General features: G+C 39.2%; 29 protein-coding genes and 1 tRNA gene. 3 read left to right on the plus strand and 27 right to left on the minus strand.

Annotated elements, in window-relative coordinates; translation table 11 throughout:
• The 3 genes from ACYQ0N_RS05540 to ACYQ0N_RS05550 form a co-directional block, all read right to left on the minus strand.
• Complete coding sequence (locus tag ACYQ0N_RS05540; RefSeq protein ID WP_460162057.1) at nucleotides 1-765, minus strand: ABC transporter ATP-binding protein; 765 nt, start codon at nucleotides 763-765, stop codon at nucleotides 1-3.
• A gap of 120 nt (nucleotides 766-885) precedes the next feature.
• Entirely contained in the window at nucleotides 886-1,872 is a 987-nt protein-coding gene (locus tag ACYQ0N_RS05545; RefSeq protein WP_177531464.1) for an ATP-binding protein, read from the minus strand.
• Between the two features lie 14 nt (nucleotides 1,873-1,886).
• On the minus strand, nucleotides 1,887-2,558 hold the full coding sequence (locus tag ACYQ0N_RS05550) for a response regulator transcription factor (protein ID WP_460162058.1): 672 nt from the start codon (nucleotides 2,556-2,558) through the stop codon (nucleotides 1,887-1,889).
• 137 nt (nucleotides 2,559-2,695) lie between these two features.
• Between ACYQ0N_RS05550 and ACYQ0N_RS05555 the strand changes: the two genes are divergently transcribed.
• Nucleotides 2,696-3,994, plus strand: a complete 1,299-nt coding sequence (locus ACYQ0N_RS05555) for an FAD-dependent oxidoreductase (protein WP_460162059.1) — start codon at nucleotides 2,696-2,698, stop codon at nucleotides 3,992-3,994.
• 45 nt (nucleotides 3,995-4,039) lie between these two features.
• Here ACYQ0N_RS05555 and ACYQ0N_RS05560 read toward each other — a convergent pair whose 3' ends face one another.
• The 13 genes from ACYQ0N_RS05560 to ACYQ0N_RS05620 form a co-directional block, all read right to left on the minus strand.
• Nucleotides 4,040-4,654 carry a cytidylate kinase-like family protein gene (locus ACYQ0N_RS05560; RefSeq protein ID WP_460162060.1) on the minus strand — a complete coding sequence of 205 codons (615 nt, stop codon included), beginning with the start codon at nucleotides 4,652-4,654 and terminating at the stop codon, nucleotides 4,040-4,042.
• 203 nt (nucleotides 4,655-4,857) lie between these two features.
• On the minus strand, nucleotides 4,858-5,805 hold the full coding sequence (gene metA / locus ACYQ0N_RS05565; RefSeq protein ID WP_460162061.1) for a homoserine O-acetyltransferase MetA: 948 nt from the start codon (nucleotides 5,803-5,805) through the stop codon (nucleotides 4,858-4,860).
• Between the two features lie 73 nt (nucleotides 5,806-5,878).
• Nucleotides 5,879-7,276: an oxaloacetate decarboxylase subunit alpha gene (locus ACYQ0N_RS05570; protein WP_177531469.1), complete on the minus strand. Its 1,398-nt coding sequence runs from the start codon at nucleotides 7,274-7,276 to the stop codon at nucleotides 5,879-5,881.
• A 58-nt stretch (nucleotides 7,277-7,334) separates the two neighbouring features.
• Complete coding sequence (locus ACYQ0N_RS05575) at nucleotides 7,335-7,691, minus strand: biotin/lipoyl-containing protein (RefSeq protein ID WP_177531470.1); 357 nt, start codon at nucleotides 7,689-7,691, stop codon at nucleotides 7,335-7,337.
• 22 nt (nucleotides 7,692-7,713) lie between these two features.
• The gene (locus ACYQ0N_RS05580) at nucleotides 7,714-9,054 is read right to left on the minus strand and encodes a carboxyl transferase domain-containing protein (protein WP_460162062.1); all 1,341 of its coding nucleotides are present in this window, start codon (nucleotides 9,052-9,054) and stop codon (nucleotides 7,714-7,716) included.
• Between the two features lie 167 nt (nucleotides 9,055-9,221).
• Complete coding sequence (locus ACYQ0N_RS05585) at nucleotides 9,222-9,596, minus strand: hypothetical protein (RefSeq protein WP_177531472.1); 375 nt, start codon at nucleotides 9,594-9,596, stop codon at nucleotides 9,222-9,224.
• Between the two features lies 1 nt (nucleotide 9,597).
• A complete protein-coding gene (locus tag ACYQ0N_RS05590; protein WP_177531473.1) occupies nucleotides 9,598-10,329 on the minus strand; it encodes a pseudouridine synthase in 732 nt (243 codons plus the stop codon).
• Nucleotides 10,330-10,333: 4 nt separating this feature from the next.
• Nucleotides 10,334-11,482: a D-alanyl-D-alanine carboxypeptidase family protein gene (locus ACYQ0N_RS05595; protein WP_460162063.1), complete on the minus strand. Its 1,149-nt coding sequence runs from the start codon at nucleotides 11,480-11,482 to the stop codon at nucleotides 10,334-10,336.
• A gap of 68 nt (nucleotides 11,483-11,550) precedes the next feature.
• The gene (ytfJ, locus tag ACYQ0N_RS05600; protein WP_177531475.1) at nucleotides 11,551-11,940 is read right to left on the minus strand and encodes a GerW family sporulation protein; all 390 of its coding nucleotides are present in this window, start codon (nucleotides 11,938-11,940) and stop codon (nucleotides 11,551-11,553) included.
• Between the two features lie 70 nt (nucleotides 11,941-12,010).
• Complete coding sequence (locus ACYQ0N_RS05605) at nucleotides 12,011-12,415, minus strand: DUF2953 domain-containing protein (RefSeq protein ID WP_177531476.1); 405 nt, start codon at nucleotides 12,413-12,415, stop codon at nucleotides 12,011-12,013.
• Nucleotides 12,416-12,714: 299 nt separating this feature from the next.
• A complete protein-coding gene (scpB, locus tag ACYQ0N_RS05610) occupies nucleotides 12,715-13,266 on the minus strand; it encodes an SMC-Scp complex subunit ScpB (protein WP_177531477.1) in 552 nt (183 codons plus the stop codon).
• Nucleotides 13,267-13,268: 2 nt separating this feature from the next.
• On the minus strand, nucleotides 13,269-13,973 hold the full coding sequence (locus ACYQ0N_RS05615) for a segregation and condensation protein A (RefSeq protein WP_177531478.1): 705 nt from the start codon (nucleotides 13,971-13,973) through the stop codon (nucleotides 13,269-13,271).
• A 4-nt stretch (nucleotides 13,974-13,977) separates the two neighbouring features.
• On the minus strand, nucleotides 13,978-14,661 hold the full coding sequence (locus ACYQ0N_RS05620) for a site-2 protease family protein (protein WP_177531479.1): 684 nt from the start codon (nucleotides 14,659-14,661) through the stop codon (nucleotides 13,978-13,980).
• A gap of 191 nt (nucleotides 14,662-14,852) precedes the next feature.
• Here ACYQ0N_RS05620 and rpmB point away from each other — a divergent pair, with 191 nt between their 5' ends.
• Nucleotides 14,853-15,038 carry a 50S ribosomal protein L28 gene (gene rpmB, locus ACYQ0N_RS05625; RefSeq protein ID WP_177531480.1) on the plus strand — a complete coding sequence of 62 codons (186 nt, stop codon included), beginning with the start codon at nucleotides 14,853-14,855 and terminating at the stop codon, nucleotides 15,036-15,038.
• A 495-nt stretch (nucleotides 15,039-15,533) separates the two neighbouring features.
• Nucleotides 15,534-15,609, plus strand: a tRNA-Pro gene (locus ACYQ0N_RS05630).
• Between the two features lie 989 nt (nucleotides 15,610-16,598).
• Here ACYQ0N_RS05630 and ACYQ0N_RS05635 read toward each other — a convergent pair.
• From ACYQ0N_RS05635 to ACYQ0N_RS05685, 11 genes are all read right to left on the minus strand, one after another.
• On the minus strand, nucleotides 16,599-18,398 hold the full coding sequence (locus ACYQ0N_RS05635; RefSeq protein WP_460162064.1) for an ABC transporter ATP-binding protein: 1,800 nt from the start codon (nucleotides 18,396-18,398) through the stop codon (nucleotides 16,599-16,601).
• Entirely contained in the window at nucleotides 18,382-20,244 is a 1,863-nt protein-coding gene (locus ACYQ0N_RS05640) for an ABC transporter ATP-binding protein (protein WP_460162065.1), read from the minus strand. Before ACYQ0N_RS05640 ends, ACYQ0N_RS05635 begins: the two co-directional genes overlap by 17 nt.
• A 328-nt stretch (nucleotides 20,245-20,572) precedes the next feature.
• The gene (locus ACYQ0N_RS05645; RefSeq protein WP_177531483.1) at nucleotides 20,573-20,977 is read right to left on the minus strand and encodes a hypothetical protein; all 405 of its coding nucleotides are present in this window, start codon (nucleotides 20,975-20,977) and stop codon (nucleotides 20,573-20,575) included.
• A gap of 30 nt (nucleotides 20,978-21,007) precedes the next feature.
• Nucleotides 21,008-21,118, minus strand: coding sequence for a helix-turn-helix domain-containing protein (locus ACYQ0N_RS05650; RefSeq protein ID WP_177531484.1), 111 nt, complete (start codon nucleotides 21,116-21,118; stop codon nucleotides 21,008-21,010).
• Nucleotides 21,119-21,368: 250 nt separating this feature from the next.
• Nucleotides 21,369-22,706 carry a site-specific integrase gene (locus ACYQ0N_RS05655; RefSeq protein WP_460162066.1) on the minus strand — a complete coding sequence of 446 codons (1,338 nt, stop codon included), beginning with the start codon at nucleotides 22,704-22,706 and terminating at the stop codon, nucleotides 21,369-21,371.
• A gap of 121 nt (nucleotides 22,707-22,827) precedes the next feature.
• Nucleotides 22,828-23,043: a helix-turn-helix domain-containing protein gene (locus ACYQ0N_RS05660; protein ID WP_460162067.1), complete on the minus strand. Its 216-nt coding sequence runs from the start codon at nucleotides 23,041-23,043 to the stop codon at nucleotides 22,828-22,830.
• A 407-nt stretch (nucleotides 23,044-23,450) separates the two neighbouring features.
• Nucleotides 23,451-23,882 carry a sigma factor-like helix-turn-helix DNA-binding protein gene (locus tag ACYQ0N_RS05665; RefSeq protein ID WP_460162068.1) on the minus strand — a complete coding sequence of 144 codons (432 nt, stop codon included), beginning with the start codon at nucleotides 23,880-23,882 and terminating at the stop codon, nucleotides 23,451-23,453.
• Nucleotides 23,883-24,213: 331 nt separating this feature from the next.
• Nucleotides 24,214-24,690 (minus strand): hypothetical protein, encoded by a 477-nt coding sequence (locus tag ACYQ0N_RS05670; RefSeq protein WP_460162069.1) that lies wholly within the window; start codon nucleotides 24,688-24,690, stop codon nucleotides 24,214-24,216.
• Between the two features lie 42 nt (nucleotides 24,691-24,732).
• On the minus strand, nucleotides 24,733-24,855 hold the full coding sequence (locus ACYQ0N_RS05675; protein WP_460162070.1) for a hypothetical protein: 123 nt from the start codon (nucleotides 24,853-24,855) through the stop codon (nucleotides 24,733-24,735).
• 128 nt (nucleotides 24,856-24,983) lie between these two features.
• Nucleotides 24,984-25,787 (minus strand): flavodoxin, encoded by an 804-nt coding sequence (locus ACYQ0N_RS05680; RefSeq protein WP_460162071.1) that lies wholly within the window; start codon nucleotides 25,785-25,787, stop codon nucleotides 24,984-24,986.
• A 14-nt stretch (nucleotides 25,788-25,801) separates the two neighbouring features.
• Nucleotides 25,802-26,293, minus strand: a complete 492-nt coding sequence (locus tag ACYQ0N_RS05685) for a Gx transporter family protein (protein ID WP_460162072.1) — start codon at nucleotides 26,291-26,293, stop codon at nucleotides 25,802-25,804.
• Nucleotides 26,294-26,301 lie beyond the last annotated feature (8 nt).

Consider the following 26,301-nt stretch of genomic DNA (forward strand, 5'->3'; position numbering starts at 1 on the left):
TCACTTTGAATCACCGCCTGTCGCAAGTAAAGCAAGGGTGTCGGAAACTTTCTGATAAAGCTCTTCATCAGACGCGTTTCCTCTGTATATCTGATGAAAAATCTCGCCGTCCTTGATAAACATCACGCGTCCGGCATGACTTGCCGCCTTGACAGAATGCGTTACCATAAGAATGGTCTGACCGTCTTTGTTTATTTGAGAGAAGATGTTTAAAAGCTCGTCTGTGGATTTGCTGTCGAGCGCTCCCGTAGGCTCGTCTGCTAAAATAATCTGAGGATTTGTTATAAGTGCCCTTGCAGCCGCGCATCTTTGCTTTTGACCTCCTGAAACTTCGTATGGATATTTGGACAAAAGATGTGAAATCCCCAGCTTATCGGCAATAGGCTCAAGCCTGCGGTACATTTCGCCATAGGTTTTACCGGCCAGTACGAGCGGCAGGAATATGTTGTCCCTTAATGAAAATGTGTCGAGAAGGTTGAAATCCTGAAACACAAATCCCAGATTATCTCTGCGGAACTGAGCTATTTGAGATTCCTTTACCTCAGAGAGCTTTATACCCTTCAATATAACCTCTCCGGCAGTCGGTTTGTCAAGAGCAGCCAGTATATTCAATAGAGTAGTTTTACCTGATCCCGACTCTCCCATAATTGCGATATATTCTCCGTTTTCAACGGAAAAGCTAATATCATGAAGAGCCTCTACTTTATTTCCGCCTAATCGGGTAGTATATATCTTTTTTACATGGTTAACTTCCAGAACTGACATTTTAAATGCCTCCTTGCTTTTATTTTACAAGCTTATTATATCATAACGATAAACAGCATGCCTTAACTTTAGCTTACATTTTATCGCCGTAAGCTTACAGTTTTGCAAGATAAGCAATGTTTATTCTGTCAGCATATCGTTGCTGGAAAGATCCAGCGTTATTTCTGTTCCTATACCTGATTCGGAGGAGGCGGTTATTTGATGACCGAGCTTTGTACATATTCTGCGGCATAGATATAATCCTATTCCGCTTGCTTTTTTATCGGTGCGCCCGTTATAACCTGTAAATCCCTTTTCAAATATTCTCGGAAGATCTTCAGGTGAAATGCCGATACCATTGTCTTTTATACACAGAATCTGACCAGGTTTTAGAAAAATAGATATTTCACCTCCGGTATTTGTATATTTTAAAGCATTTGAAAGTATTTGTTCTATAACAAAAAGAAGCCATTTTTCATCTGTAAGTATTTTAACGTTAATTGATTCATAATTCAGCCTGATCTTTTTTCTGATAAATTGCGAAGAATATTTTCTTAAGGCCTGTTTTATAATGCTGTCAAGCTTATATTTTCTGATTATATAGTCGGTGGAATCGGACTCGAGTCTCAGATATGAAAGCACCATCTGAGCATATCCTTCTATTTTTTGAAGCTCTGCGGTAAGCTCGCAGCCATCAGTTATATTGCTGCTTTGTAGTATCAGTCTCATTGCTGAAATAGGAGTTTTTATCTGATGTACCCATAAAGTATAATAATCAGTCATGTCAGCATATTTAGAGTTTACTTCATTAATTATTTTCTTATTATCCTCTGTAAGAGCTATTATCAGCTCCTGATAATCTTTTTCGATTACATTGGAGGGCTGAGGCATATGTTCGTTTGAAACAGAAATATTATCCTTTAATATTTCAAGCTGACGATGCTTTTTCATAAACGAAATAAAATCTGCCGTAATAAATATTATCGCTATGAATGAGCATAATAATGCGGAATATCCGATTGACGTAACGGGGAGTCTGTAAAGAATAAATACTGTTAATAAAGTACCGATAAAACATATGTTAAATATAATCAATTTGACATGAGAAATAATGTATTTAAAAAACATCGGAAATTTCCCTTCTATTCTATGATATAGCCAAGACCTTTTTTTGTGGTAATAAAATTGCTGAGACCTGCTGAATCAAGCTTTTTTCTTAATCTTGCTATATTGACAGTTAAAGTATTGTCGTCTATAAAGCAGTCGGTTTCCCATAGCTTTTGCATAAGGGTTTCACGACTGACCAGACTGCCTTTCTTTTCCATTAGAGTTTGTAGTATGCGATAATCGTTTTTAGTCAGATCTATTTTTTGTCCGTTAAATGTCAGCGAAGCGTCGGATACATTTAAAACGGCGTTTCTGTGTGAAAGCTCGGGAAGCTGTATTGTGAAATCATAGGTACGCCGTAGAATTGCCTGAAGCTTTGCGGTTAAAACACTGAAATCAAAGGGCTTTGAAATAAAATCGTCGCCGCCCATATTCATTGCCATTATTATATTCATATTATCTGATGCCGATGAGATAAAGACTACAGGTACCGTGGATAATTTTCTTATTTCCTCGCACCAATAAAATCCATTGTAAAAGGGAAGAGAAATGTCGAGAAGCACAAGGTGCGGTTCAAATTCCAGAAACTCCTGAATTATAAGCCTGAAATTTTCTGTACATTTAGCCGTTATTCCCCATTTTTCTATATGATTTTTTATCGAAGCCGAGATTGATTCGTCATCCTCTACTATATATATCCGATACATAATACCTCCCGTTTTATTAAAAGCCGCTGTTTGGAACAAATATTATATTGATATTATATCAAGCGGTGTTTTTATTGTCAATGTATGAAATATTTTATAAAGTTTCGTTAATAATAAAATAAAAAGGAGCATGCTTAATGGAATCTATATGGAGCGCAGAAACAAAATTACCGGAATTTCAAAAGCTAAACGGAGATATAAAAACGGATGTATTGATTATCGGAGGCGGTATTTCAGGAATATTGACTGCATACATGCTTAAACAGCAGGGAATAGACTGTATTGTTGCAGAGGGAGACAAAATCTGTTCAGGCACAACAAAAAATACAACGGCTAAAATAACATCGCAGCATGGTTTAATTTACCAGGATATAATAAAAAATATCGGTAAAGAAAAGACTAAAATGTATTATGAAATAAATCAGACGGCAATTGATAAGTATCGTGAGCTGTGCCAGGGTATAGACTGCGATTTTAAGACGGCCGACAATTATGTGTATTCGGTCGGCGACAAAGAGAAGCTTGAAAGGGAATTGGACGCGCTGCATAGATCAGGTATAAATGCGGATTATTCGGATAGATTAGCTCTGCCTTTTTCTACGGCCGGAGCCGTAAGATTTAAAAATCAGGCGCAGTTTAATCCTCTTAAGTTTATTGCGTCGATAACCGAAAAGCTTAAGATTTATGAAAATACTTTTATTAGGGAAATACAAAATGGTACGGCAATATATGATTATGGAAACATAACTGCTGATAAAATTGTAGTTGCCTCGCATTTTCCGTTTATCAATAAACATGGAAGCTATTTTCTGAAATTATACCAGCATAGGTCGTATGTTATTGCATTAAAAAATGCCGCTGAATTAAACGGCATGTATGTTGATGAAGATAAAAAGGGGTTATCCTTCAGAAATTACGGAGATTATCTGATTTTAGGCGGAGGCTCTCACAGAACCGGCAAGGACGGAGGAAACTGGAATGAGCTACGCAAATTTGCTCAGAAATATTATCCGAAATCAGTTGAAAAGTACAGTTGGTCTGCTCAGGACTGTATGAGCCTTGACAGTATTCCATATATCGGCAGATATTCAAAACGTACTCATGAATTATATACAATCACTGGTTTTAATAAGTGGGGAATGACCGGAGCTATGTCGGGCGCAATGATCATCAGCGATATGATAACCGGCAAAGAAAATGCTTACGCAGGAATATTTGATCCGTCGAGAAGCATTATGAAACCTCAGCTTTTTATTAATCTGGCTGAGACGACCGTTAATTTTTTCAAACCGACTTTAAAAAGATGTCCGCATCTTGGGTGTGCGTTGAAATGGAATAAAGCGGAGCATTCATGGGATTGCCCCTGCCACGGCTCAAGATTTACTGAAAATGGAAAGCTTATTGATAATCCCGCAACAGGAAATATAAAAAAATAATAATTACTGAAAAATCTCCCTTGCCATAAAGCAAAGGAGATTTTCTTATTTAAGATATTTCATTGAGTCTATAATAATATCGGCGCAGTTATCAACAGTAAATAACGAGCTGTTAAGACATATGTGATAATTTTCCTTGACTCCCCATGTACGAGTGGTGTTAGCGTTATAAAAAGCTTCGCGTCTTTTATCGTTTTTTCTGATAATATAATCGGCGTATTGCTCGCTTATACCGTAATTTCCAATAGCGCGTTTAACTCTGTCCTCCATTAATGCATGTACGAATACTCTGAAGCATGGCTGATGTTTTCTTAGTATATAATCGGCACATTGACCGATAATTATGCAGCTTTCTCTTTGTGCAAGCTCAGTAACTACCTTATGCACTTCGTTATAAAGAATATCAGCTTTAGAAGCGGTTTTATCCACGTCAATTGAACCTACTTTTGCGGCAAGAGAAAGTCTGTATAAAAAGCTTTGTGAAACATTTTCCTGAGTGCTTTCCAGATATTCCTTTGGTATATCGCATCTTTCAGCCGCCATTTCAACGATTTCGCGGCTATAAAAAGGGATATTCAATTTTTGTGAAAGATTTTTACCAATTTCAAGACCGCCGCTTGCATATTGGCGTTCTATTGTTATGACCATATTATCAGACATCTACATCAGCTCCTATAATTAATTTTAATGAATTTTCAACATATTTGTTGATTGCTTTTGTATAAAATACATTATACATTTATTATATCATAATAAATAGAATAATTCAAGTGAATATTGTGAACAATATGTTAATTTTTAAAAACTAAGTTAACCGTTTTGTTATCAGTTATTCTTAAATGCAGTAAATATAGCTTTATTTATTATATTCCGGCCTCCCATTCCCAGTTACGAACTTCAAGCTCAGTTAGGTCGTAGGGAGTGCATTGATAAATGCAATAGTTTACCCAATTTGAAAATAATAAGTTCGCATGGCTTTTCCAACTGAATATCGGTCTTTTTTTAGGATCGTCGTCAGGAAAGTAATTATACGGAATATGGATATTAAGCCCCTTTTCTTTATCGCGGAAGTATTCTTCCGCCAGGGTGTTTCTGTCATATTCTGAATGTCCCGTAATAAAAAACTGACGGCCATTTTTGTTTGCTACAATATGTACTCCGGCTTGTTCAGACGATGTAATAATCTGAAGGCATTTAATTTTTTCTATATCTGAACGGTTAAAGGTAGTATGTCTGGAATGCGGTACCATGAAAACATCGTCAAAACCTTTAATTATCTGAGCGTGAGGGTAATCTCTTTTGTGTGGAAAAACTCCGAATAACTTTTCAGGCAAGGACTGCTTTTGTATGCCGAAATGATAATACAGACCAGCCTGTGCCCCCCAGCAAATATGAAGAGTAGAAAAGACGTTCCGTTTGCTCCATTCCATAATTTTACATATTTCGTCCCAGTAATCAACTTCTTCATATTCAAGCTGTTCAACGGGAGCTCCGGTTATAATCATTCCGTCATATTTATTGTTTTTTACTTCATCAAACGTTTTATAAAAATTGCTGAGATGATTCTGAGGCGTATTTTTTGACCTGTGAGAAATCATATGAAGCAATTCGATATCAACCTGAAGCGGAGTATTGCTAAGAAGTCTTAAAATTTGTGTTTCAGTTTCAATCTTCTTAGGCATAATATTAAGAATAATTATTTTAAGCGGACGAATATCCTGGTGTTCAGCTCTGTCCTTGGACATTACAAATATATTTTCATTATAAAGCTTATTATATGCTGGAAGCTCATAAGGTATTTTTATCGGCATTATATCACTTCCCTTAATGGTATAAAAAAGGCGAACGCCTGTCCGCCTTTTTTATTGTTTAGTTTACCTTAAATCATACCGGATGAATCATTTTTTCTTTGTCTGAATGTTTTCCGTCAATACCGTATTTTTTATTTCTTCTGTCTTCAAAGAATTTTACTGCAACCTGACCGAATTGTGCGTAGCTGAGAACATCTTCTTCCTGTTCAGTCCATTCAGCACATTCTTTTTTTAGCTTTTCAAGCTCCGGTTCAAGAAGATCTGCCGGACGGCAGTCGATAGGAGATTCATCGCCTATAATCCTTTTTCTGAATTCCGGATCAATCGGCACCGGCGTTCTGCCGTATTCGCCTCTGACAATACCCTTGAATTCTTTTGTTACCATTTTATAGCGTTCGCCCATTATTACGTTAAATACAGCCTGCGTACCGACAATCTGTGATGAAGGAGTAACCAAAGGCGGATATCCCGCGTCCTTTCTAACCCTTGGAACTTCTTTAAGAACCTCTTCAAGCTGATCCTCTTTACCCGCCTGTTTAAGCTGTGAAAGAAGGTTTGAAAGCATACCGCCGGGAACCTGATATATAAGAGCGTTTGCGTCAACTGCAAGCATCTTGGGATCAAGCAGACCGCTGTCGATATATTTTTTTCTGAGCTTCATAAAATGCTCTCTAATTTCCGTCAGCAGAACTAAATCAAGCCCCGTATCGTATTCTGTTCCCTGCAATGCGGCAACCATAGATTCCGTAGGAGCATGAGACGTTCCAAGGGCAAGAGGAGACATAGCGGTATCAATTACGTCTACTCCGGCCTCAATTCCCTTTAACAGACACATTGAAGCAAGACCGGACGTATAGTGTGTGTGAAGCTGAATCGGGATTTTAACCGCTGCTTTAAGCGCTTTAACAAGCTTTTCCGTTTCATATGGAGTAAGCAGGGCAGCCATATCCTTTATACAAATTGAATCAGCTCCTGCATTTTCAATTTGTTTAGCGTAGTTAACATAATAATCTGTTGTGAAAACGTCGCCCAACGTATAAGATATAGCGACCTGTGTATGAGCGCCTTCCTTTTTAGCGGCCTTTATTGCTGTTTCAAGATTTCTTATATCATTGAGAGCGTCAAATATTCTTATAATATCTATTCCGTTAGAAACTGATTTCTGAACAAAATACTCAACCACATCGTCGGCATAATGACGATAGCCGAGCATATTCTGTCCGCGGAAAAGCATCTGAAGCTTTGTATTAGGAAGCTCTTTTCTGAGGGTTCTAAGACGTTCCCAAGGGTCTTCGTTTAAAAATCTGAGACATGAATCAAATGTAGCGCCGCCCCAGCATTCAACTGAGTGATATCCAACCTTATCCATAAGCGGAAGTACGGGCAACATTTCATCCATAGTCATACGGGTTGCTATAAGCGATTGATGAGCGTCACGCAGTACGGTTTCAGTGATTTTTACTTTTGCCATTTCTCTATCCCTGATTCCGTATTTACAATACGGAATTTCCTTTCTGTAAAATTAGGTTTCAGCCGATTGTTGCGAGAGCGTCGCCGGAGTTTACATTATCGCCCTTGTTGGCCAATACGCTCGTAATCTTGCCGTCGCATGAAGCAACAATATCATTTTCCATTTTCATAGCTTCAAGGATCATGATAACCTGTCCCTTGGAAACGGAATCTCCCACAGCTACCTTAACGTCGAGTATTGTACCCGGCATCGGAGCCGTAACCTTTTCACCCTCGCCGGCAGAAGGAGCTGGGGCTGGTGCAGGCGTAGGAGCCGGCGCTGCCGGCGCGGAAACTGCTGCCTGGGATGTTGCGTCAACCTCTTCAACAGCTACATCATAAGCTTTGCCGTTAACTGTAATATTAAATCTCTTCATAATTATTACCACCTTTATTTAATTAAAAAAGAATATTGTTATGCTTCTTAGGAAGCTTCTGGCTTCGTTTGCCGGAAAGTATATCAAGCGCGGAGGTTAAAACGGTTCTTGTCTGAACAGGATCTATAATTTCATCTATATAACCGTTTTCAGCAGCCGATACGGCTGAAGCAATAGTTTTTTCATATTCTGAAGCAAGCTCGTTGCGCCTTTTTGTCAGGTTGTCAGCGTCTGAAAGCTTATCATGCCAGATAAATTCAACGGCTGTCAGAGGGGAGAAAGGAGCGATTACAGCATTGTCCCATGCATAAGTAAAATCTGAATTTGAGCTGTTTCCGGCAAGAGCTATAAATACCGGACCGATCGCTTTACCTGTTATAATTGCAATTTTTGCCGTTGTAGCTTCAGCATAGCTGTTTGACAGAGTTGTAACGGCTTTGATACCGTCGGCAGCCGCGCTGTCTGCAAGGCCTTCCGTATCTACTATTGTCACAACCGGTATTGAGAAAGCGTCGCATGTGCGGATAAAACGTGAAAGCTTCATACAGTCGTCGGAAGTCAATTTATCAGACGTTTTATTTGTAGCTGCAATACCGGCAGTTGCGCCGCCGATTGTTGAAAGCGCAGTGTATGCCGCGGTACCGTAATCGGCGCCAAGCTCGATTACGCTGTCGGCGTCAGATATTGCGGAAATGATGGATTCAAGTGTGTTTCCGGCTATAAGACCGCTTTCTGAAAATTCAAAAACAGGAACCGGTGAAAGATTGTTAACCGGAAGAAGATTGATTAATTCGCGCGCCTTGTCGATGGCAGCGCTGTCGTCCTCGCATACTGCGGAAGCGATACCTGATTTTGCCGCCGCTTCAGATGAACCTTCGCCGGAATTAGGCGCCATAAACAGTTCGCTTTCTTTGGTTATTATAACGAAATCAGCAGAGCATGCGATCATAGCCGCGCTGCCGGCGCATGTTCCAGCGATAACAGATATTTGCGGAACTACCCCTGATATTACAGAAGCGGCGTTAAGCATTTTACCGTATGCCGCCAATGATTCGGCAGATCCGTCTACATAGGCGCCGTTTGAATCGTGTATTCCTATTATCGGCGTACCGGTTTTAGCGGCAAGCTCGTATAGCTTGGTGATTTTTTCAGCCTGAGCAAGTCCGACTGCACCGTTGTTTACCGATTTATCCTGTGAAAATGCGTAAACAGCGTTTCCGTTTACATAGCCGTAGGCAGTAACGACTCCGGCAGCAGCGTTCTTTTCCTTTGTCAATGAATTGATTTCACTGTAAATACCGTCGTCGAACAGGAGGGATAATCTTTCCTTTGCCTGAATATTTGTATCATTCTCAATCTGCATATTATCGTTCCTTCCTCATGGGATTGAGCCCATTTGTCATTTAGACAAGCAAAATCAACATTTTGGCTCAGTATTTTGTTTAATGCTACAATTTACAGCCGCAATGTCAATACGCCTAATCAATATACCCTATTATTATACAATATTTTCTTAATTAGCGCAAGTGTTTATCGCAATTCTTTACATTTTTTACAATTATTCATGAATTCATCTATATTCCGTATATAGCCGCCCCGGTTTTCAATAAAATTCAAATCAGCGGCAATTTTATTTTTATCATTATCAACGAGCTTGAATTCGCAGGAATTAATGCCCTTAAACTGCCCTTTGAATAATATAGTCCGGATTATACCGTCAATTATATCAAAATCGTTTCCGTCAAAATCGTAAATTGTAATTTGTTCCGGATAAACGGCGTATATTCCATAGCCGTCGACCATGCCATTGCTGAATGATTCTATGATACGAAGCTCTTCGCGTCCGATTTTGTTTATTATATCCTCGTATCCTTCAAAGTTTTTCTTTTCATGTATTTCCAGCATATCAGCCTTCCTTGCCTATGGCGTTTCTTATTGCTCTTAATTCTTCCGACGTCAGCTCCCTATATGAACCGGGCTTAAGCATACCAAGCTTGAGCGGACCTACGCTTATTCTTCTCAGTCTGGCGACCTCTAATCCGACTGCCTCGCACATTCGTCTTATTTGTCGGTTTCTGCCTTCTTTAATTGTCATAAGAAGCACAACTCTTCCCGGCTCTTTATCCTTGACTATAACGGTTGCGGGGAGAGTTTTTTTACCGTCCAAATCAATTCCGTCCGCTAAGGCTACAAGCTGCTCGTCGTTTATATCAGGTCTTACCGTAACACGGTAGGTCTTGGATATCTGCTTAGCAGGATGCATTATGCCGTTCGCAAAATTTCCGTCGTTTGTAAAAAGAAGGAGACCTTCGGAATTACGATCAAGTCTTCCCACGGGGTAAACTCTTTCATTCACACCCTCTAACAGCTCGTTTACGCATTTTCTTCCCAGTTCATCGCTCATAGTGGTTACGTAACCTCTTGGTTTATTCATCATTATGTAAACGAATTTTTTTGTCTTAGGCACATAAATCCGTTCGCCGTCTATTGTAATTATATCTCGTGCGGAAGCCTTGTCTCCCAGCTTTACGGGCCTGCCGTTTAGCTTGACTCTGCCCTTTGAAATCAATTCTTCCGCTTTTCTCCGCGAACAGTAGCCGCTGTCGGCAATAAGCTTTTGTATTCTGATTTTTTCCACTTTATCACTCCTGATTATTAAATATAAATCCTTTTATTTTATCTATTATAGATTTATTTTCCTTTTTGTTTTTTACCTTTTCTATTTCTATAGTTTTCATTGCTTTAACCGGAATGCTGTCAACGTATCTTCCGTCGTAATAATATTTAAGCTCTCCAAGCGTATCTCCTATATTAACAGGAGCATATGTAAATGGAGGAAGGAAAATTTCCGTTGTTATACGGTTTTCCGTCATTCCGTCTGTTCCGATTGTTATAGTTCCGTCTGCTTTTACAGGTACGCTTTCCTCTGTTCCGCCAGCGACGGACATATGAATTATTTCGTCTGATGAAAGTTCAGAAGCTTTCAGAACGCTGAAACCGTAGTCGTAAGTCTTCATATGATCGTTCCAGTCGTCCTTGTCGTTGAGCGTTACGCAAATCAAGGAGACGCCGTCTCGCTCGCATGCGGAGACAAGGCATCTACCGGCTTCATCTGTAAATCCGGTTTTGACACCCTTTACTCCGTCGTACATGGCGAGCAGCTTATTGGAATTTGCAAGCCATCGTTCATACGGGGGATTTCCGAAAACAACCTTTGCCTTGGACTGGGAGCAGATTTCTGCAAAGTCCTTATTTCTTAAGGCTTCTCTTGCCAGAAGAGCCATATCAAAGGCGGAGGAACCGTGCCCTTCGCCTTCAAGTCCGGACGGAGTGACAAAACAGGTTCGCGTCATTCCGATTTCGGCGGCTCGTTCATTCATCATATCGGCAAATTTTTCAATTGTGCCTCCAAGCTTGACGGCGGTTGCATTGGCTGCGTCATTGCCGGACGGCAGCATCATTCCATAGCAGAGAGCCCGTTTTGTTACAATATCTCCTTCTGTTAGCCCCATTGAGGAGCCTTCAACCTTGATTGCATCGGAATCCACAATAAATTCGTCGTCAAGATTTCCGCTTTCAAGGCAGAGAAGCGTAGTCATGATCTTGGTTGTGCTTGCCATCGGAAGCTTTTGAGACGAATTTTTTTCATAAACGATTCTTCCGGTTTTTTCTTCAATAAGAACGCATGCCTTTGCCGAAACCTCGGGTTTTTTTGCTTCGGCTTTTACATGCATAGAAAAATTGCTGAATATGACGACGGCTGATAAAATAAGACGGATAAATTTTTTCATATAATCACTCCATATAAGTTATTGCATGTTTTAATTATATGAAGCGGTTTTATTTTATAGGACAGCTTTTATTCTTTAGCGCTGTCTTTTTTATCCTTATTTACCATTCCCGATATTTTTTCTACAACGTCGGGTATCAGGTTTACAAGAGCGTTAGGAGTAGAAGCGTTTACAGACATCTGAAGCAGCTTGGCGTTTCCGTCGGAAATTATCAGAAATGCGAGAGGCTGTATTGAAACGCCTGCGCCGGAGCCGCCTCCGAATAGGTCTTTCGGCTGCTTGGCGGGAAGATCTGATCCGCCTGACGCAAAACCGAAGGATACTTTAGAAATTGGTATAACGGTAGTTTTCTCATCAATTTTTATCGGATCTCCGATAATGGTGTTTACGTCGACCATTTCCTTAAGCTTGTCCATTGTAATTCCCATAATTCCGCTTATAGGGTGCTGTTCGTTCATAATTTACTCCAATCAGCGTTATAAAACGCACCGTTCTTCCGGCGAACGGCAGCCGAATTTATGTCCGGCTTTATGCCGATACTGTTTCAGTCTCTTCCGACTGATTTCTTACTTTTTTATTATTTGCCAGAAATGTGAAAATAAAAGCGATTACAGATAAAATACCCGAAGACGGGGTAAATTTAACAATAAAGCTGAAATTATATACGCTTTCCGGCTGATTATAAACGCAGTTTATATTGATATGTTTCTTTTTAAGTCGGAAAAAGCATGACATAAAGCTTAAGATATTATAAGCTATTATATTGATTTTCCCGTATTTTATAGCGCAATTACACGCGTCTGAATCAGAAATATCAATGTCGGCGCAGATGTCGTATATTGTTATGCGTTTTGTAAAATGCTTCAAAGCTTTTTTTGAGGATTTAAAAACGTTTATTATAAATTCCAGACGTTCTTCCTTACTTTTAGGCATAAATTTTCCGTGATTTTTCGTTTGTGATGAATGCTTGTCGCTTTTATTGCTTTTCCGCAATTTTTTCTTATCGTTCCTTTTTCTTTTGTTTTTTTCTTTGACGTTTTTGTTTTCAGAAAGATTGTTTTTTTTATTGGGAAGGAGGAGCTTTTTAAGAAAAAGGTACCGTATTTTTATGCTGAATTTGTTATTTATGCAAGAAACGTAAATTTTAAAAGGAGAACATAGTAAAATGGCAAGAGGTATTAGAATTGCAATAATTATATAAATTGCCGTCATTTTATCTCCTTTCAATAATTTTAGCTTTGATTATCTATAAGCGACTGCTGTTTGTTTTCTTCCTCACGTTCAAGCGGAGGCAGCTCTGACAGTGATGAAAGACCGAAGCTTCTTAGGAATGTATCCGTTGTACGGTAAGCCACCGGTTTACCGGGGACATCAAGTCTGCCGTCCTCTTCGAGAAGTCCCTTTTCGACTAATGTGTTTATGACAGAAGAGCTGTCTATGCCTCTGACGCTTTCAACAAAGCTTTTGGTAACCGGCTGATTATATGCTACGACGGTAAGAGCCTCCATAGCAGCCTGAGAAAGGGGAGTCTGCTTTTTTATTTCCATTGCGGATTTTATATAATCGGAGTATTTCTTTTGTGTGCACATTTGATATTTTCCTGAAAGTCTGACTATATGCAGCGCGCTGTCTAAATCACCGTACCTTTGATTTAAGGATTTTATAAGCGTAGACAGTTCCGACCTTCCAATACCGGCAGATTCCGCCAATCTGAATTCATCGACGGGTTCTCCACATGAAAAGAGTATTGCCTCAATTGCGCCAAGTTTTTCATTTAGCTGCATATTTATTTCACCTTTTTAAAAAAAATTTCTGTATTATCGTCGCTTATTATAATCCTTCCGGTTTTTGTAAGCTCCAGAATAGCAAGAAAGGTAGCGACTCTTTCAGAACGCCCGGTTATTCCGTCGAATAGACTATCTATGCGGGCTGTTCCATGCTTATATAGATTTTTAAGAACATAAACGACCTTAGAAATAACCGATACGACTTTTTGCTGTACCACGGCGTTTATTTTCCGTTCGTCTGCCCGATTTTTCATAAGCGAATTTTTTATATTCATATTAAGGAAAGCGTCGGCCAGTCTGCTTGGCGGATGACATAGCTTATATTCGCTATCAAGCTTTATTTTTGCTGGACTCCTGACAAAAATATCATGACCGCAGAACATATTTTTAAGCTCTCCGGCGGCTTTTTTACAAAGTGAGTATTCTATAAGAGCGCCCTGAAGCTCTTTTTTTATTTCGTCAGCTTCTTCCGGCTTTGGCAGCAGCGAAACTGTCTTGATATAAACCAGCCTTGCCGCCATTTCAAGAAATTCGCCGGCAAGCTCAAGATCCTGTTCTTTTGCCTGTTCAATATAAATCATGTATTGTTCAAGAAGCTTTGAAATTTCAATGTCGTTTATATTTAGCTTATGCTTTGAAATAAGATGGAGCATAAGATCAAGCGGACCTTCAAATACATCGAGCTTAAATGATATTGCTTCCAAATTCTTACGCTCCCATCAGCTTAGGGATGAAATTAGTTATAAACCAGAAAAGATCATAGACATAACCGCCTATTATATTAAGCGGTTTACTTAGAATTCCTGTTATAATGACCGCGAAAAACACTGCGTTTACTATCAACTGGTGCTCATATATCCATCTGTCAAGCTTTGCGCTGGTAAAATAGCTTATTATCTTAGAACCGTCCAGAGGCGGAATAGGTATCAGATTAAAGATGGCAAGACCTATATTTACCAGGATAAAAAACTGAAGTATATAAAGTATAACAAAGCCGCCCGTTATATCGCCGGCGCTTGATAAAAAATAACCCGAGCCTCCGGGAAGCGAAAGGACAATTCTGTAGATTATCATTGCTATAAACGAAACCGCAAGGTTGGATAGAGGACCTGCCGCGGCGGTTATCGCAATGCCGAAACGCTGCTTTTTAAACTTTAGAGGATTTATCGGGACAGGCTTTGCCCAGCCGAATCCTGTTATAAGAAGACATAAAGCTCCAAGTATATCTATATGAGCAAGAGGATTTAGAGTAAGTCTTCCGGAATATGCCGCAGTTTCGTCGCCCATTTTATGAGCCGCCCATGCGTGAGCGCATTCATGAATCGGCAGAACAAGAAAAATTATCAGAATCTTGGTTATGATTTGAAGCACATCAATAGAATCTAAATTCATATTTTATCGCCTTTCTTTTCATTAATTATAATTAAATTATATTATACAATATTTGTACTTTTTTTTCAAGAGGACTTAGGCGTTTGAAAAAAATAATCTTCTTTTTTAAAAAAAGACTTGATTTTTCTTTTATTTTATGATAAAATATGTCTGTTGACTTTTTGCAAGTACATTTAAGGGAGGTGCAGTCAATGGCAAAATGTGAAATCTGTGGAAAGGGCGTTACTTTCGGAATCAAAGTTTCACACTCACACAAAAGATCAAACAGAACTTGGAAGCCAAATGTAAAGCGTGTTAAAGCTATTGTTAAGGGTACCCCTTGTCATATCTACGCTTGTTCAAGATGCCTGCGTTCAGGTAAGGTTGAAAGAGTTTAATTTTAGTTTCTTTGGTAATGAAAAAGAATCTTGTTTACGGTTATTTTTTTTGTTAATTAACAATCCCGACGATTATATTTAATCGTCGGGATTGTTTTTTTACGTGTTGATTATATTGATCATAAAATAGTATAAGCTCCGTAGTTTTACGGAGCTTATAACTATGTAGAAAAAATCTTCTTTTATAATATAAGTTAGATTTTGGGATTACCCCAATGAATATATTATATCATAATAAAATGTATCTGTAAAGATAAATCTTTCGACTGAATACGACAAAAAAATTAAAACATTTCCTTATAAAATTGTTTTACACTCAAATCATTTTTTGACTATACAAATTTAGTTTTCATAAATATCAAATATTTAGCTATTGATTTGTGAATAAAGATTGAGCAGTATAAAACTGACTATCAATAATAATTAAAAAAATAGAAATAAAAGGTCTTGACAAATCCGTTTTATTATGATATTATTACATAGTAAATTTTACGTCTGGGTGTGGCGCAGATGGTAGCGCGCTACCTTGGGGTGGTAGAGGCCGTGGGTTCAAGTCCCGTCACTCAGACCATATTAAGGGACAAACTTTAATACAAAAACAGCCTTCCGATTTGGAGGGCTGTTTTTGTATCTATGCCCGGAAAGTCCGATATTATGGGCATTTCCGGGCTTTTTCTGTTTTCCATGAGTTTGGCAATACAGCTCGCCAGCGGGCCTGTCTTTGGTATGGCGGCATGGTAAGCGCTTGGAAGCTCACTTTTGCACCCCCTCCGGCATTTATGAATAAAGAAAATGAGGAAACGCTAAAAAGTGTCTGCCGCCAGCTATTGGCCTCATATCCCATATAAAACAATTTAGCGGGAACCTTTGCGGCTCCCGCTTTTTTTATTTTATGCCCGCTCGAAAGACTCCCCGCAGATTACATTGACCTCCCGTGTTGCCCGGATGATAGTGCCGCAGCAGGGGCAGACATATTTGATACTGCGATTTTTGGATTTTTTACTCCCGCCTTTGGTGGTGCCTTCCACCGGTAAGCGGCTGGCGTTGATTTTATCCTCGCCCAAGGTTTCTCTGATCCATGCCTCTGCCTCCGGTGCCAACGTCGTTACCGTCCATCCGTATTTGTCGTGCTTCTCAATGTGCAGCCCATGGGCCTCGGCGGTGGCTTTGAATTTCAGTAGGAGATGACGGATGCTTATATACACAGTTTAATATAACCAAAGAAGAAGGAGATGAATTAATACAACACAAAATAATATCTTCACCATTTTATATAATTCATAAAGAACGGTGCAAAAAATGTGGATTAGGCTATGCTCAATGTAGTTGCGTAAGATTTATCGATGAAAACGTTTCTACTGAAGTTACAAAGGCTGAATTGTTAGGGATGATATGGACAAATCGAAATGCCTTCTCAATGAATGGGCAACTTAAATATAATATTAATACGATGATTACAAGAATTATATAAACAAGTAAGGTTTATGCCTTGTAATTTATTGAATATAACAATATATCAGCTGCAAACGGATTTCCCGATTGCGGCTGATTCTTTCATTATTAATCTCTATAATACTGCGCCTGTGCTGCAAACATTTCTGCGTAAATACCGCCGCTTTGCACCGACAGTTCATCGTGCGTACCGTACTCTTTTATTCTGCCTTCTGAAAAAACAGCTATCCTGTCGCAGAATTTACAGCTTGAAAGTCTGTGAGAAATGTAAATTGCGGTTTTTTCGCCAACAAGCGTGTCAAACTGACGGTAAATATCATACTCAGCCACAGGGTCAAGCGCTGCCGTAGGCTCGTCTAAAATTACTACGGGAGCTTTCTTGTAAAGCGCTCGTGCAATAGCGATTTTCTGCTGTTCACCGCCCGAAGGCTCTATTCCGTTTTCATCAAAAGCCTTGAATAGATTTGTGGCAGTGCCGTTCTCCATGGAGGCAATTTTTTCTGATAAACCCACCTGCACTATAAGCTTATTAAGCTCATCATCGGAGCAGCTTTCATTCAGTACAATGTTTTCCTTTACGGAAAAACTGAACAGCTTGAAGTCCTGAAAAACGGGAGAAAACAACGACATATATTCTGCGTAATCATATTCCTTTATGTTTATTCCGTCAAGCAGTATTTCCCCCTCCGTAGGGTCATAAAGTCTGCACAAAAGCTTTATAAATGTGGTTTTTCCTGCACCGTTAAGACCTACTACGGACAAATGCTCGCCCTGTTTTATAGTGATATTTACATTTTCAAGCACCTTAACATCAGTATTTGGATAAGTAAAGCCTACATTTCTGAATTCAATGGTATGAGGCTTGTTTTCAGCGTGTCGCTCACCTTTTTCAATAGCGGACGGATAATCCATAAACTTGACGTATTCGTAAGCGTAATTTGTACGCTTGATTATTTCCTGAACACAATTAATCAAGTTATTCATACTGCTGTTAAAGGTTGCACTTGCTGACAGGAGCTGTGTGAAAGCGCCTATTGTGATTTTGCCGAGGATAGCTAAAATACCAAGATAAAAGTAAGAACCGAAATCCCGTGCCGCACCTGAAATATCCGACAGCAGATTAAGCGGCATATGCTTGTCGGCATTCCATTTCCATTCCTTTATCTGCTTATCGTTATAATCGTCCCACTTATTTGCCATCATATCTGCCGCACCGTATATGCGAATATCCTTACCGTATCTGAAATCTGTCAGCGACCAGCCGAGATATCCGAAAATGCGGTTTGATTTGGCAAGTCTGCTGTAAAATTCAATATCTATCTTGTTTTGCTTGCTTCGTATGAAAGCGTTTATTGCAAGAAGTACTGCTGTAATCAAAAACAGCAAGGGCGCTTTTGTCAGTATAATCGCCATAACGCCTATAATTATTACAGCTTGGGTTACGGCAGTGAAAACCTGCTGAAAAATCCCTACTACACCGCCCGAATACCAGCTCATTCCCTCACGGGCAAGATTTATCTGGTCAAGAGCCTTTTTGTCCTCCGTATGCTGAAAATCCAGCTCCATAACACGCTTGCTCATACGCTCGCTAAAAAGGTTCTGATATTTCTCGTCATATTTTTCAATTACGATACTGATAATAGACGAGGCAAGCATACCCAACGCTTCGGCTAAAACAATTGCCGCCGCATATAAAACGAGCTTCTGAATATCACGTTCGCCCATAAGCTCGTCGATAATCATCGGTGAAATCATAATAGCGATAAAAGGAGTAAGGGCGGTTATAATTATACCTGAAATACCACAGAAGAAAAAGCCTTTATGTGCCTTACATGCAATAGGAAAGAAATATTTTATTGTTTTTATTGCTGTATCAAATGTGTTTTTCTTTTCAGCCGATTTCTTCATATTCTTTCTCTCCCTCCTTGTAATATTGAGCCTGAATATTGAACATTTCCGAGTATGCTCCGCCCTTGGCAAGCAATTCCTCGTGGGTTCCGTATTCCACCATTTCTCCCGCCTTGAACATAGCTATACTATCGCAAAAACGTGTTGAAGAAAGGCGGTGGGAAATGTAAATTGCAGATTTATCTCCGATAATTTCATCAAAATTCTTGTACAGGCTGTATTCTGCCAATGCGTCAAGTGCAGCAGTAGGTTCGTCAAGAACGATAACAGATGCGTTCTTGTATAACGCTCTTGCAAGTGCAAGTTTTTGCTTTTCGCCGCCCGAAAGGTCAACGCCGTCATCGTGGATAATCTTTAAAAGCTCGGTTGCAATACCGTCGGATAAGCTGTTCAATTTTTCTTCCATACCTGCCTTTACAGCACATTTCTCGGCTAATTTTGCATCTGTGTCACAAGGCGGTTTCATAGAAATATTTTCGCTCATAGGAAATGCAAAAACTTCTACATTCTGAAAAACAGGAGCAAAAAGCGTGTAATATTCATTTCGCTTGAAGCGCCGTATGTCAACGCCGTTAAGGAGAATTTCACCCTCGGTTACGTCATAAAGCCGAAGCAGAAGCTTAATAAAGGTAGTTTTTCCTGCACCGTTCTGACCGACAACTGCAAGCCTTTTACCTGCCTCAAATTTAAGGCTGAGATTTTTCAAAGCATAATTATCCGCACCCTTGTACTTATATGACACATTTTTAAATTCAATTATATATCTGCCTGTTTGAGGTAACGGAACTGTATCATTTTCAAGCTCGCTTTCATAATCCATAAAGCTGCGGAAATCGTCCGTTTTCATTGACTGTTCTTTAAACTGACCGAGAGAATTCAGAAATGCGGTAAGGGTCGAGGAAAAGGTCGAGGAAAGTCCCAGAAAGAGCGTGAAATTACCGATACTCATATCCGTATCAATAACGGAATAAATAAGTATAGCATAAACTGCTCCTTTAGAGATAATACCGATAAGATTGGAAAATGCGGCATTCTTCATCCATAGGTTTCGACTGTGTAAAATTTTACTTTGCTTTTCGTCAAGTATTTCGTGCTGTTTATCCGAAAGCCAGTTCTTCATACCGAAAAGACGTATATCCTTAGCGTAGTCAAAATCCTGTGTTGCACGCTCCATATAATTGATTTTTCTCCAAGTAGGAGCAAGCTTATCCCATACTTCTTTTTTGTCACGCTTAACGATATGTTTGAAAAACAGAAACTGCAAAAAGGACACAACCGTAAGAATTATTATAAGCTTCCAGTCGAGAGTTACAATAGTGGTAAGGGTTACCGCCATAAGAACTATATTTGTACCTATGCCGTAAACGGAATGCATCATACCCTCAACGCCGTTATTGTTGCCGCCTGTAGCCTGCGCCGCTTTTTCAGCCATATTCAGTATATCAGGGTTTTCCAACGTCTGATATTCCATTGAAAGCACCTTGCGTATACGCTCGCTTATCATTTTCATACGCACGTTTATCATATTAAACCATATTCTGTTATTCGCCAGAGAGTTAAGCCCCATAGCAACAAGCTCAATAATTGTTGTTATAATAAGTAACGATAACAATGGAGCAAAATCCTTTTCGGCAGAAGAAGCCTGACACTCTATAATATCAATAACGAACTTACCTATAAAAGTCCAGAGATACTGCATAAGCGAGCCTGTGAAAACACCAAGCAGCATAAGCCAAGGCAGAAAAGGCTTGTATTGACGGATTTTACCCAGTATGTAAACCGAATTTTTAAGTATGCCATATTCGGTGTGGAGTAAATTTTTCTCCTCTTTATTTTTCTTTTTCATCGGTCTTTTTCTCCTTGTAGGTATCATTTTTAAAGAATGGATTTTCCCGCCACTAGTTCTGATAATTAAAGTTGTTGGGACGGGTTAAGATAGTCATTGTAAATGTAAGGAAGGGTATCAGTGTATAATCTACAAGGTATTGATAAATTTTTTCATCTTCCTTTTCTCCGCCTTTCAGAGTTGCCTTCCGTATAAATTGAATTTGAGCATTTCCTTTATAATTTCCTTGGTATTATCACGGGAAATAGAAAGCTCGTGCATAAGCGTTTCAATCTTAAAGAAAATAGTTGTACTTCTTCCTGCAAGAAAATACATAACACGCAAGGCGTTAGGTATGCTGAGGAATTCGAAAAAAATCCATCGCACGCTTATCATAAGCCAGTACATCATCATAACCTTTTTCAGGTTCGTGCATTACAAGCATAAACGGCAGATTTGCGTTAAGCCTGCCGAAAATGAAACCTGAATCACGAAGATATAATGAGTAATTGCCATATTCCGAGGCTCTTACATTATCAGGAATGTTGCCGAATAGATTACAGCCACAGCATCCCATAACAGAGGCTCGTACCAGTTCATACGCATATTCCAAACGTTTTCTTTGAGTTTTGTTATCTTTCGACATATCATAAATTTCTATCATCGCACGTTCGTGAACGCTCATTACCTTTTCGGGAGCAAGTCCGAAAAGCTCATCTATAGTTACGCCGAGAAAATCTGCAATCACAGGCATAAGCTGAGGGTCGGGATAGCTTGAAATCTCCTACTTTGACACTGCCTGCGGAGATACCCCTACCTTATCTGCAAGCTGTTCCTGTGTTATGCCTTTTTCTTTGCGGATACGTTTCAGGATGCTGTTAAAGTTGTTGTCCATAAATGTTCCTCCCATTGTTTTATGTTATCGTTATTATATCACATAATAGCGAATTTTTCAACCTGTTTTCAAAAAATTCGGTTTTAAAACTTTCAGAAATCATAGTAAATTCAATGTTTGAGAACATTTTCGTTTCACTTTTGGTAGAACAAATAATGCGGAATAACTTTTGAGTTCTACCAAAAGTTCTACAACTTTAGAAAGGCTTGATTTCTTTTTTCAGAGTTCTACCAAAGTTCTACCAGCTGAATTAAGGCTGAACGTTATCGCTTGAACAGTCGGATTTTTTCTTTTTTCTTCCTCTTGTTTCCTGTTTCGGCTCTGTACGTTTGCTGTTAATTCCCGTTTCCGCATCGCCAAGAATACTTGAAATTGTTTCTGCCGATTCCACTCTTGAACTGAAATCGAGATGGGAATAAATATTTGCCGTCGTCTGGAAATTTGCGTGTCCGAGCCAGTCCTGTATCGCCTTAAGCGGAATATGATTCGCAATGAGCAGGCTTGCACAGGTATGACGTAAATCATGAAAGCGTAAATGCCTTAATCCGTTTTTGTCAACGACATATCTGAAATGTGAAGTGACATATTCAGGCTTTATAAGATTACCGAAATCGTCGGTACATACAAAGTTCAGATAGTCATTGTTGTACCCTCCACGGAGCATTTTTCTGTAATATTCCTGCTGCTTTTTCTTTGCACTCAGAAGTCTTTCGATGTGCGGAACTAAAGGCAGAGTTCTTCTTGTGGCATTGGTTTTCAGCTTGTTTTCGCATATCGTTTCGTACTCTCCGCCGTCACCCATAACCGTAATAACTTTTCTGCGAATGGTGATAGTCTTGTTTTCAAAGTCTATCGAATCCCACTGCAAGCCAAGTATCTCACATCTTCTCAGACCGTAATATGCGGCAATATGCACCACAATTTCCATACGGTCATCAACGAAAACGCTGAACAGGCTGTCAAGTTCCTCTTTGCTGTAAAATGTTGCATCGTGCTTTTCGAGTTTCGGCATTTCCACTCTCGAAGTCGGATTGAACGGAATCAAGTCCAGTTTCACAGCATACTCAAAAAGATTGTGCATACAAAGATGACGATTTTTCAGAGTACTTGTTTTCGCTCCGCTACTAAGGATTGAATTGTAGTAGTCCTGAATGTCAATTGGTCTTATGGTGTCTATGTAAAACGTATCCTTCTTGAAGAACTGTTTCGCCCTCTTTATGCCACTGCGATACTCATCATATGTCAACTTGGAAACTCTCGGCTTCTTGTATTTGAGCCACTTGTCCATAAAGTCAAATAACTCAAACTTTTCCGATGAAATTTCTGTTATTGTTTTTGATACCGAAGGAACATCAATCTCACCTATGTTCTTTTCTGTTAGATTAAAAAGTCCGAAATTCTTGTCGTAGTATTCGGAAACAATTTTATCCGCCACCACGGTTATTTCTTTCTTCTTTGTATCAACATCAAGACCAGTAGGAAGCCACTTTTTCTTGCGATTTCCATCAGCATCCTTGTAGTCAACGACTACATAAAGTTTGTTTTTCTTTGCGTACACCTTGTAATTAAAGGGCAGACCTGCTATCATTGTAACTACCTCCTAAAGTAGCTGTGGCAGATGTCTGCTGCTAACAATACTATTGTAGCGCAGACAGTAGAGTTTTTCAAGTAGTTCTACCACATTTATTATCAAATATAATGAAGTTCGTTTATATGCACCGGAGGATATACTCAATAACGGAAAGCTTTGGTACTTTTATCGAACGGGAACAAGGAATTTTCATCAGCTCACCTGTGTTTACAAGTTGATATGCCTTATCCCTGCCGATTCCGAGCATCTTACAAACTTCTTTGATGCCCACTACATCAGGATATTCGGTAAACATTGATTTGCAGGCGTTTACGCTTTGAAATTTAACCGCCATAGTTTAACACCTCTGTTTTGCTTATATTCAACGACAATTTTTTGTCGTTGAATATTTGCCATCTTTTGCGGTTGCCGATTTATCGGCGAGCAAAAGAGCATTTAAATTAACGTTTCTGATATTCAATTTTCAAGATACCGACAGAATACGATGATGTATTCTCGATGAGCGTCACAGAGATGATACCCATTGACAGTACATCATTTTTCTTTGTCCGATACCGAGAGCAATAAGTTTGCGTTTATGAGGAAATCTCGGCATCAGAAAAGAAAAAACAAGGAGAACATGAGGAATTGTCTGCCCATAATTCCTCTATAATACACACGTAAAATAAGCCGAATGTCAACCGATTTTCAAAATGTTTTGAGGGAAATCAGATAATTCGTCATCTTTCACAAGTTCAAGCGCTATTTTTTATATGCAGTTATGTATTCTTTCAAATACAAACAAGCTTTTTTGATTCGCTTGTGGACTGCCTGTTTCGTAATACCCTTTGATTTTCCAATTTCCTGCAATGTAATCTGATTTTCTGAGAAATAGTAAAGCTGAATGATTTCGTACTCGATAGGATATTCTTCTTTTAGTCTATCCAGTGCTTTATTAAGCAAAGCAAGCATTTCTTGATGTTCTTTGTTTTGGGACTTCTCCGCATTCTGTTGTGCGATGTATTCAGAGATATTGTAGCGATAAAGTTCGTCCTCACTTCCGAACAGTACAGATTTACCGAGGGCATCTTTTTCAAGACTGTATTCTTCTTTGCGAACAATCCTGTTATAAATTTTTTCGATTTCTTCGGGAATTTCATCTCCGAACGTGATATAAAAATGTTTTCTGCTCATTGTCGTGCAGCCTTTCTTTTGAATTACAGAAAGGCATACAGCGAGAACCGATTATCGCACAGATATATGCCATTCTGTTTGACAATCAATCTCTCTCAGCAAGATTGAATTGTAGTTACCGCTTCACCCTGAGAGAGCCGAAAGGCTTGTGAATCAGTATGCTTTAATTATATCGACTTAATCCACAAAAGTAAAAGGATAAATTTATCCGCAGAAAATGCTAAGTCCGCCATATAAACCCCTGTAAAATCGGGGATTTAATTATGACAGACTTTGATTTTTACTGCATTTTCACAGATGATTCTATCCATTTTTTAGTTTACAGAGAAATTTATACTGAAAGTTTCATAAAGCCGTTTCTGATAAGCATTTCGTTACAGTTCTCAATGGAGTACGCTTTGCTGAACGCACAGCCCTGCAAAAACAGCTTGTATATGCGATGTTCCTTGCTGTCATTCAAGGCGAATCCGGCAGCTCTCAGCAAGTGTTTGCTTCTCTCAGGAGTCAGTTTCATTGCAAGGCTTAACAGAATAACAGCATAAAGCGTTGGCTTCTGCTTATTGTGCTTGTACTTTGTTATTAGTGATGATTCTATTCCCGTTGCATCGGAAATGTCTTTCTGCTTAATATCGTGAAGTTCCTGCATCTCTTTTATGTAACGGCTGAGTATTTCGGCAAAGCTTTCACCCTGCTTGAAAACAGCATAGTCAGCCTCCACAAATGCCTGCCACTCTTCCTTTGAAAGCAGAGCATTTTTAAGATTTTCAGCGCCATTATGCACCTTAGTCATATTGTTTTTTCTGTACATTCTTTTTCCTCCGACTTGAATTTTTTCGATAATTCAAGTTGGTTAGGAGGAGAACGTGCCCGAAAGATTTGAAACGTATCTAAGGCTTTTTCTGACATTGCATATGCAATTTATTACATCATTTCTTTCTGCAAAAGATATTTCAATCTGAAACTGTGCGGTCACTGAATAAAAACCTCCGCATAGGCTGAAAAACTGCCCTGCGGAGGTTTTTTGATTTGTCCCTTTTTAAATAAAACCCATTATTTATTGAACTCTCATAATGTGCAGACAGAGAGCTAATAATCTAAAACTTAAAAAATGCTGTTTATCCAATCAATCACATCATCGGCACAATTAATGACATCATTTCTTTCAACCAAGAAACCGTTATCGCTTACAACAGCATTTGGCTGGAGTTCTGCAATTTCTGCAACGGTATTGGAAAACCTGCTGCCGCCATGGGGACAGTAAGGAATGATTGTTTTACCTGAAAAATCATATTCTTCAAGGAAAGTAAATACAGGCATCGGCATATCTCCCCACCAATTCGGATAGCCAATAATAATGGTATCATATTCATCAAGATTTCCTATGTGAGAAATAAGTGCAGGTCTGTCGGAATTCTGCTGTTCTTGCTTTGCTTCATCTACCAGCGGTTCATGATCAAGCGGGTAGTCCTTTTCGGTAGTGATTTCAAATAAATCTCCGCCAATTGTCTGCTGAATGATATTTGCAATGTATTCTGTATTTCCAACTATTTTACCATTATTCACTACAATGCTTGCACCTGCAATAGCATCCGCCCCATCCGGATCAACGTCCTCCGGCAAAGTAAAATATGCAATAAGGACTTTTGAATTTTCCTCATTTCCTGCCGATTCGCTGCTTTCTTCATAAGATACAGAAGTTTCGGCATCAGATATATTTTCTTTGGATATTTCCACGTCAGTCCTGCTTAAATCTGAATTTGATTCATATTCAACTGTTTCTGTTTCACTTATCTCTGTAATGCTATTCGCAACGCTTGAAGATATGCTTTCTTCATTGGTATTTCCGCAAGCTGTCAATGAAAATGCGGTTGTTAAAGCAGCAACAAAGGCATAAACTTTTTTCATATTATCTCTCCTAATCAAAAATTTTTTATTCTTTTCACAAGTACCTGAGCGCACAGACCTGTAAACAATCCCGCAATACAGCCTGATACGAGCAGAAACGGCAGATAGGCAATAACCGCAGTGGTTCTCATAACAGCAACAGCCGCTGCGGTCTGACCAATATTATGCAGAACTGCACCGATAATACTGCATACCCATATATGATTCTCGTCAATTACCTTTCGCATCAGAAGCATCCCTGCAAGGCATAAAAGTCCACCGCACAGACTGAAAGCAATTGCCGAAAGATTGCCCCCGAAAACAGAGCCGAGAAAAATTCTGACAAATAAAATTATTGCTGTTTCGCTTGCTTTCAGGTGATAAACAGCATAAACTGTAATAATATTGGCAAGTCCAAGCTTCACGCCGGGTATCGGTACTAAATTCGGAATCCGCAGCTCCACAATAAAAATAATCAGGGCGATTGCCGTGAGCAGTGACAGCAAGCATAATTTCTTTGTATTCATACCGCACC

Source organism: Ruminococcus sporogenes (genome assembly GCF_054655175.1).

Coding starts and splice junctions, on each gene's coding strand:
- ACYQ0N_RS05540 (WP_460162057.1), bottom strand. CDS start 765: ATGTCAGTTCTGGAAGTTAACCATGTAAAAAAGATATATACTACCCGA.
- ACYQ0N_RS05545 (WP_177531464.1), bottom strand. CDS start 1,872: ATGTTTTTTAAATACATTATTTCTCATGTCAAATTGATTATATTTAAC.
- ACYQ0N_RS05550 (WP_460162058.1), bottom strand. CDS start 2,558: ATGTATCGGATATATATAGTAGAGGATGACGAATCAATCTCGGCTTCG.
- ACYQ0N_RS05555 (WP_460162059.1), top strand. CDS start 2,696: ATGGAATCTATATGGAGCGCAGAAACAAAATTACCGGAATTTCAAAAG.
- ACYQ0N_RS05560 (WP_460162060.1), bottom strand. CDS start 4,654: ATGTCTGATAATATGGTCATAACAATAGAACGCCAATATGCAAGCGGC.
- metA (WP_460162061.1), bottom strand. CDS start 5,805: ATGCCGATAAAAATACCTTATGAGCTTCCAGCATATAATAAGCTTTAT.
- ACYQ0N_RS05570 (WP_177531469.1), bottom strand. CDS start 7,276: ATGGCAAAAGTAAAAATCACTGAAACCGTACTGCGTGACGCTCATCAA.
- ACYQ0N_RS05575 (WP_177531470.1), bottom strand. CDS start 7,691: ATGAAGAGATTTAATATTACAGTTAACGGCAAAGCTTATGATGTAGCT.
- ACYQ0N_RS05580 (WP_460162062.1), bottom strand. CDS start 9,054: ATGCAGATTGAGAATGATACAAATATTCAGGCAAAGGAAAGATTATCC.
- ACYQ0N_RS05585 (WP_177531472.1), bottom strand. CDS start 9,596: ATGCTGGAAATACATGAAAAGAAAAACTTTGAAGGATACGAGGATATA.
- ACYQ0N_RS05595 (WP_460162063.1), bottom strand. CDS start 11,482: ATGAAAAAATTTATCCGTCTTATTTTATCAGCCGTCGTCATATTCAGC.
- ytfJ (WP_177531475.1), bottom strand. CDS start 11,940: ATGAACGAACAGCACCCTATAAGCGGAATTATGGGAATTACAATGGAC.
- ACYQ0N_RS05605 (WP_177531476.1), bottom strand. CDS start 12,415: ATGCCTAAAAGTAAGGAAGAACGTCTGGAATTTATAATAAACGTTTTT.
- scpB (WP_177531477.1), bottom strand. CDS start 13,266: ATGCAGCTAAATGAAAAACTTGGCGCAATTGAGGCAATACTCTTTTCA.
- ACYQ0N_RS05620 (WP_177531479.1), bottom strand. CDS start 14,661: ATGAATTTAGATTCTATTGATGTGCTTCAAATCATAACCAAGATTCTG.
- rpmB (WP_177531480.1), top strand. CDS start 14,853: ATGGCAAAATGTGAAATCTGTGGAAAGGGCGTTACTTTCGGAATCAAA.
- ACYQ0N_RS05635 (WP_460162064.1), bottom strand. CDS start 18,398: ATGAAGAAATCGGCTGAAAAGAAAAACACATTTGATACAGCAATAAAA.
- ACYQ0N_RS05640 (WP_460162065.1), bottom strand. CDS start 20,244: ATGAAAAAGAAAAATAAAGAGGAGAAAAATTTACTCCACACCGAATAT.
- ACYQ0N_RS05645 (WP_177531483.1), bottom strand. CDS start 20,977: ATGCCTGTGATTGCAGATTTTCTCGGCGTAACTATAGATGAGCTTTTC.
- ACYQ0N_RS05650 (WP_177531484.1), bottom strand. CDS start 21,118: ATGGACAACAACTTTAACAGCATCCTGAAACGTATCCGCAAAGAAAAA.
- ACYQ0N_RS05655 (WP_460162066.1), bottom strand. CDS start 22,706: ATGATAGCAGGTCTGCCCTTTAATTACAAGGTGTACGCAAAGAAAAAC.
- ACYQ0N_RS05660 (WP_460162067.1), bottom strand. CDS start 23,043: ATGGCGGTTAAATTTCAAAGCGTAAACGCCTGCAAATCAATGTTTACC.
- ACYQ0N_RS05665 (WP_460162068.1), bottom strand. CDS start 23,882: ATGAGCAGAAAACATTTTTATATCACGTTCGGAGATGAAATTCCCGAA.
- ACYQ0N_RS05670 (WP_460162069.1), bottom strand. CDS start 24,690: ATGTACAGAAAAAACAATATGACTAAGGTGCATAATGGCGCTGAAAAT.
- ACYQ0N_RS05680 (WP_460162071.1), bottom strand. CDS start 25,787: ATGAAAAAAGTTTATGCCTTTGTTGCTGCTTTAACAACCGCATTTTCA.
- ACYQ0N_RS05685 (WP_460162072.1), bottom strand. CDS start 26,293: ATGAATACAAAGAAATTATGCTTGCTGTCACTGCTCACGGCAATCGCC.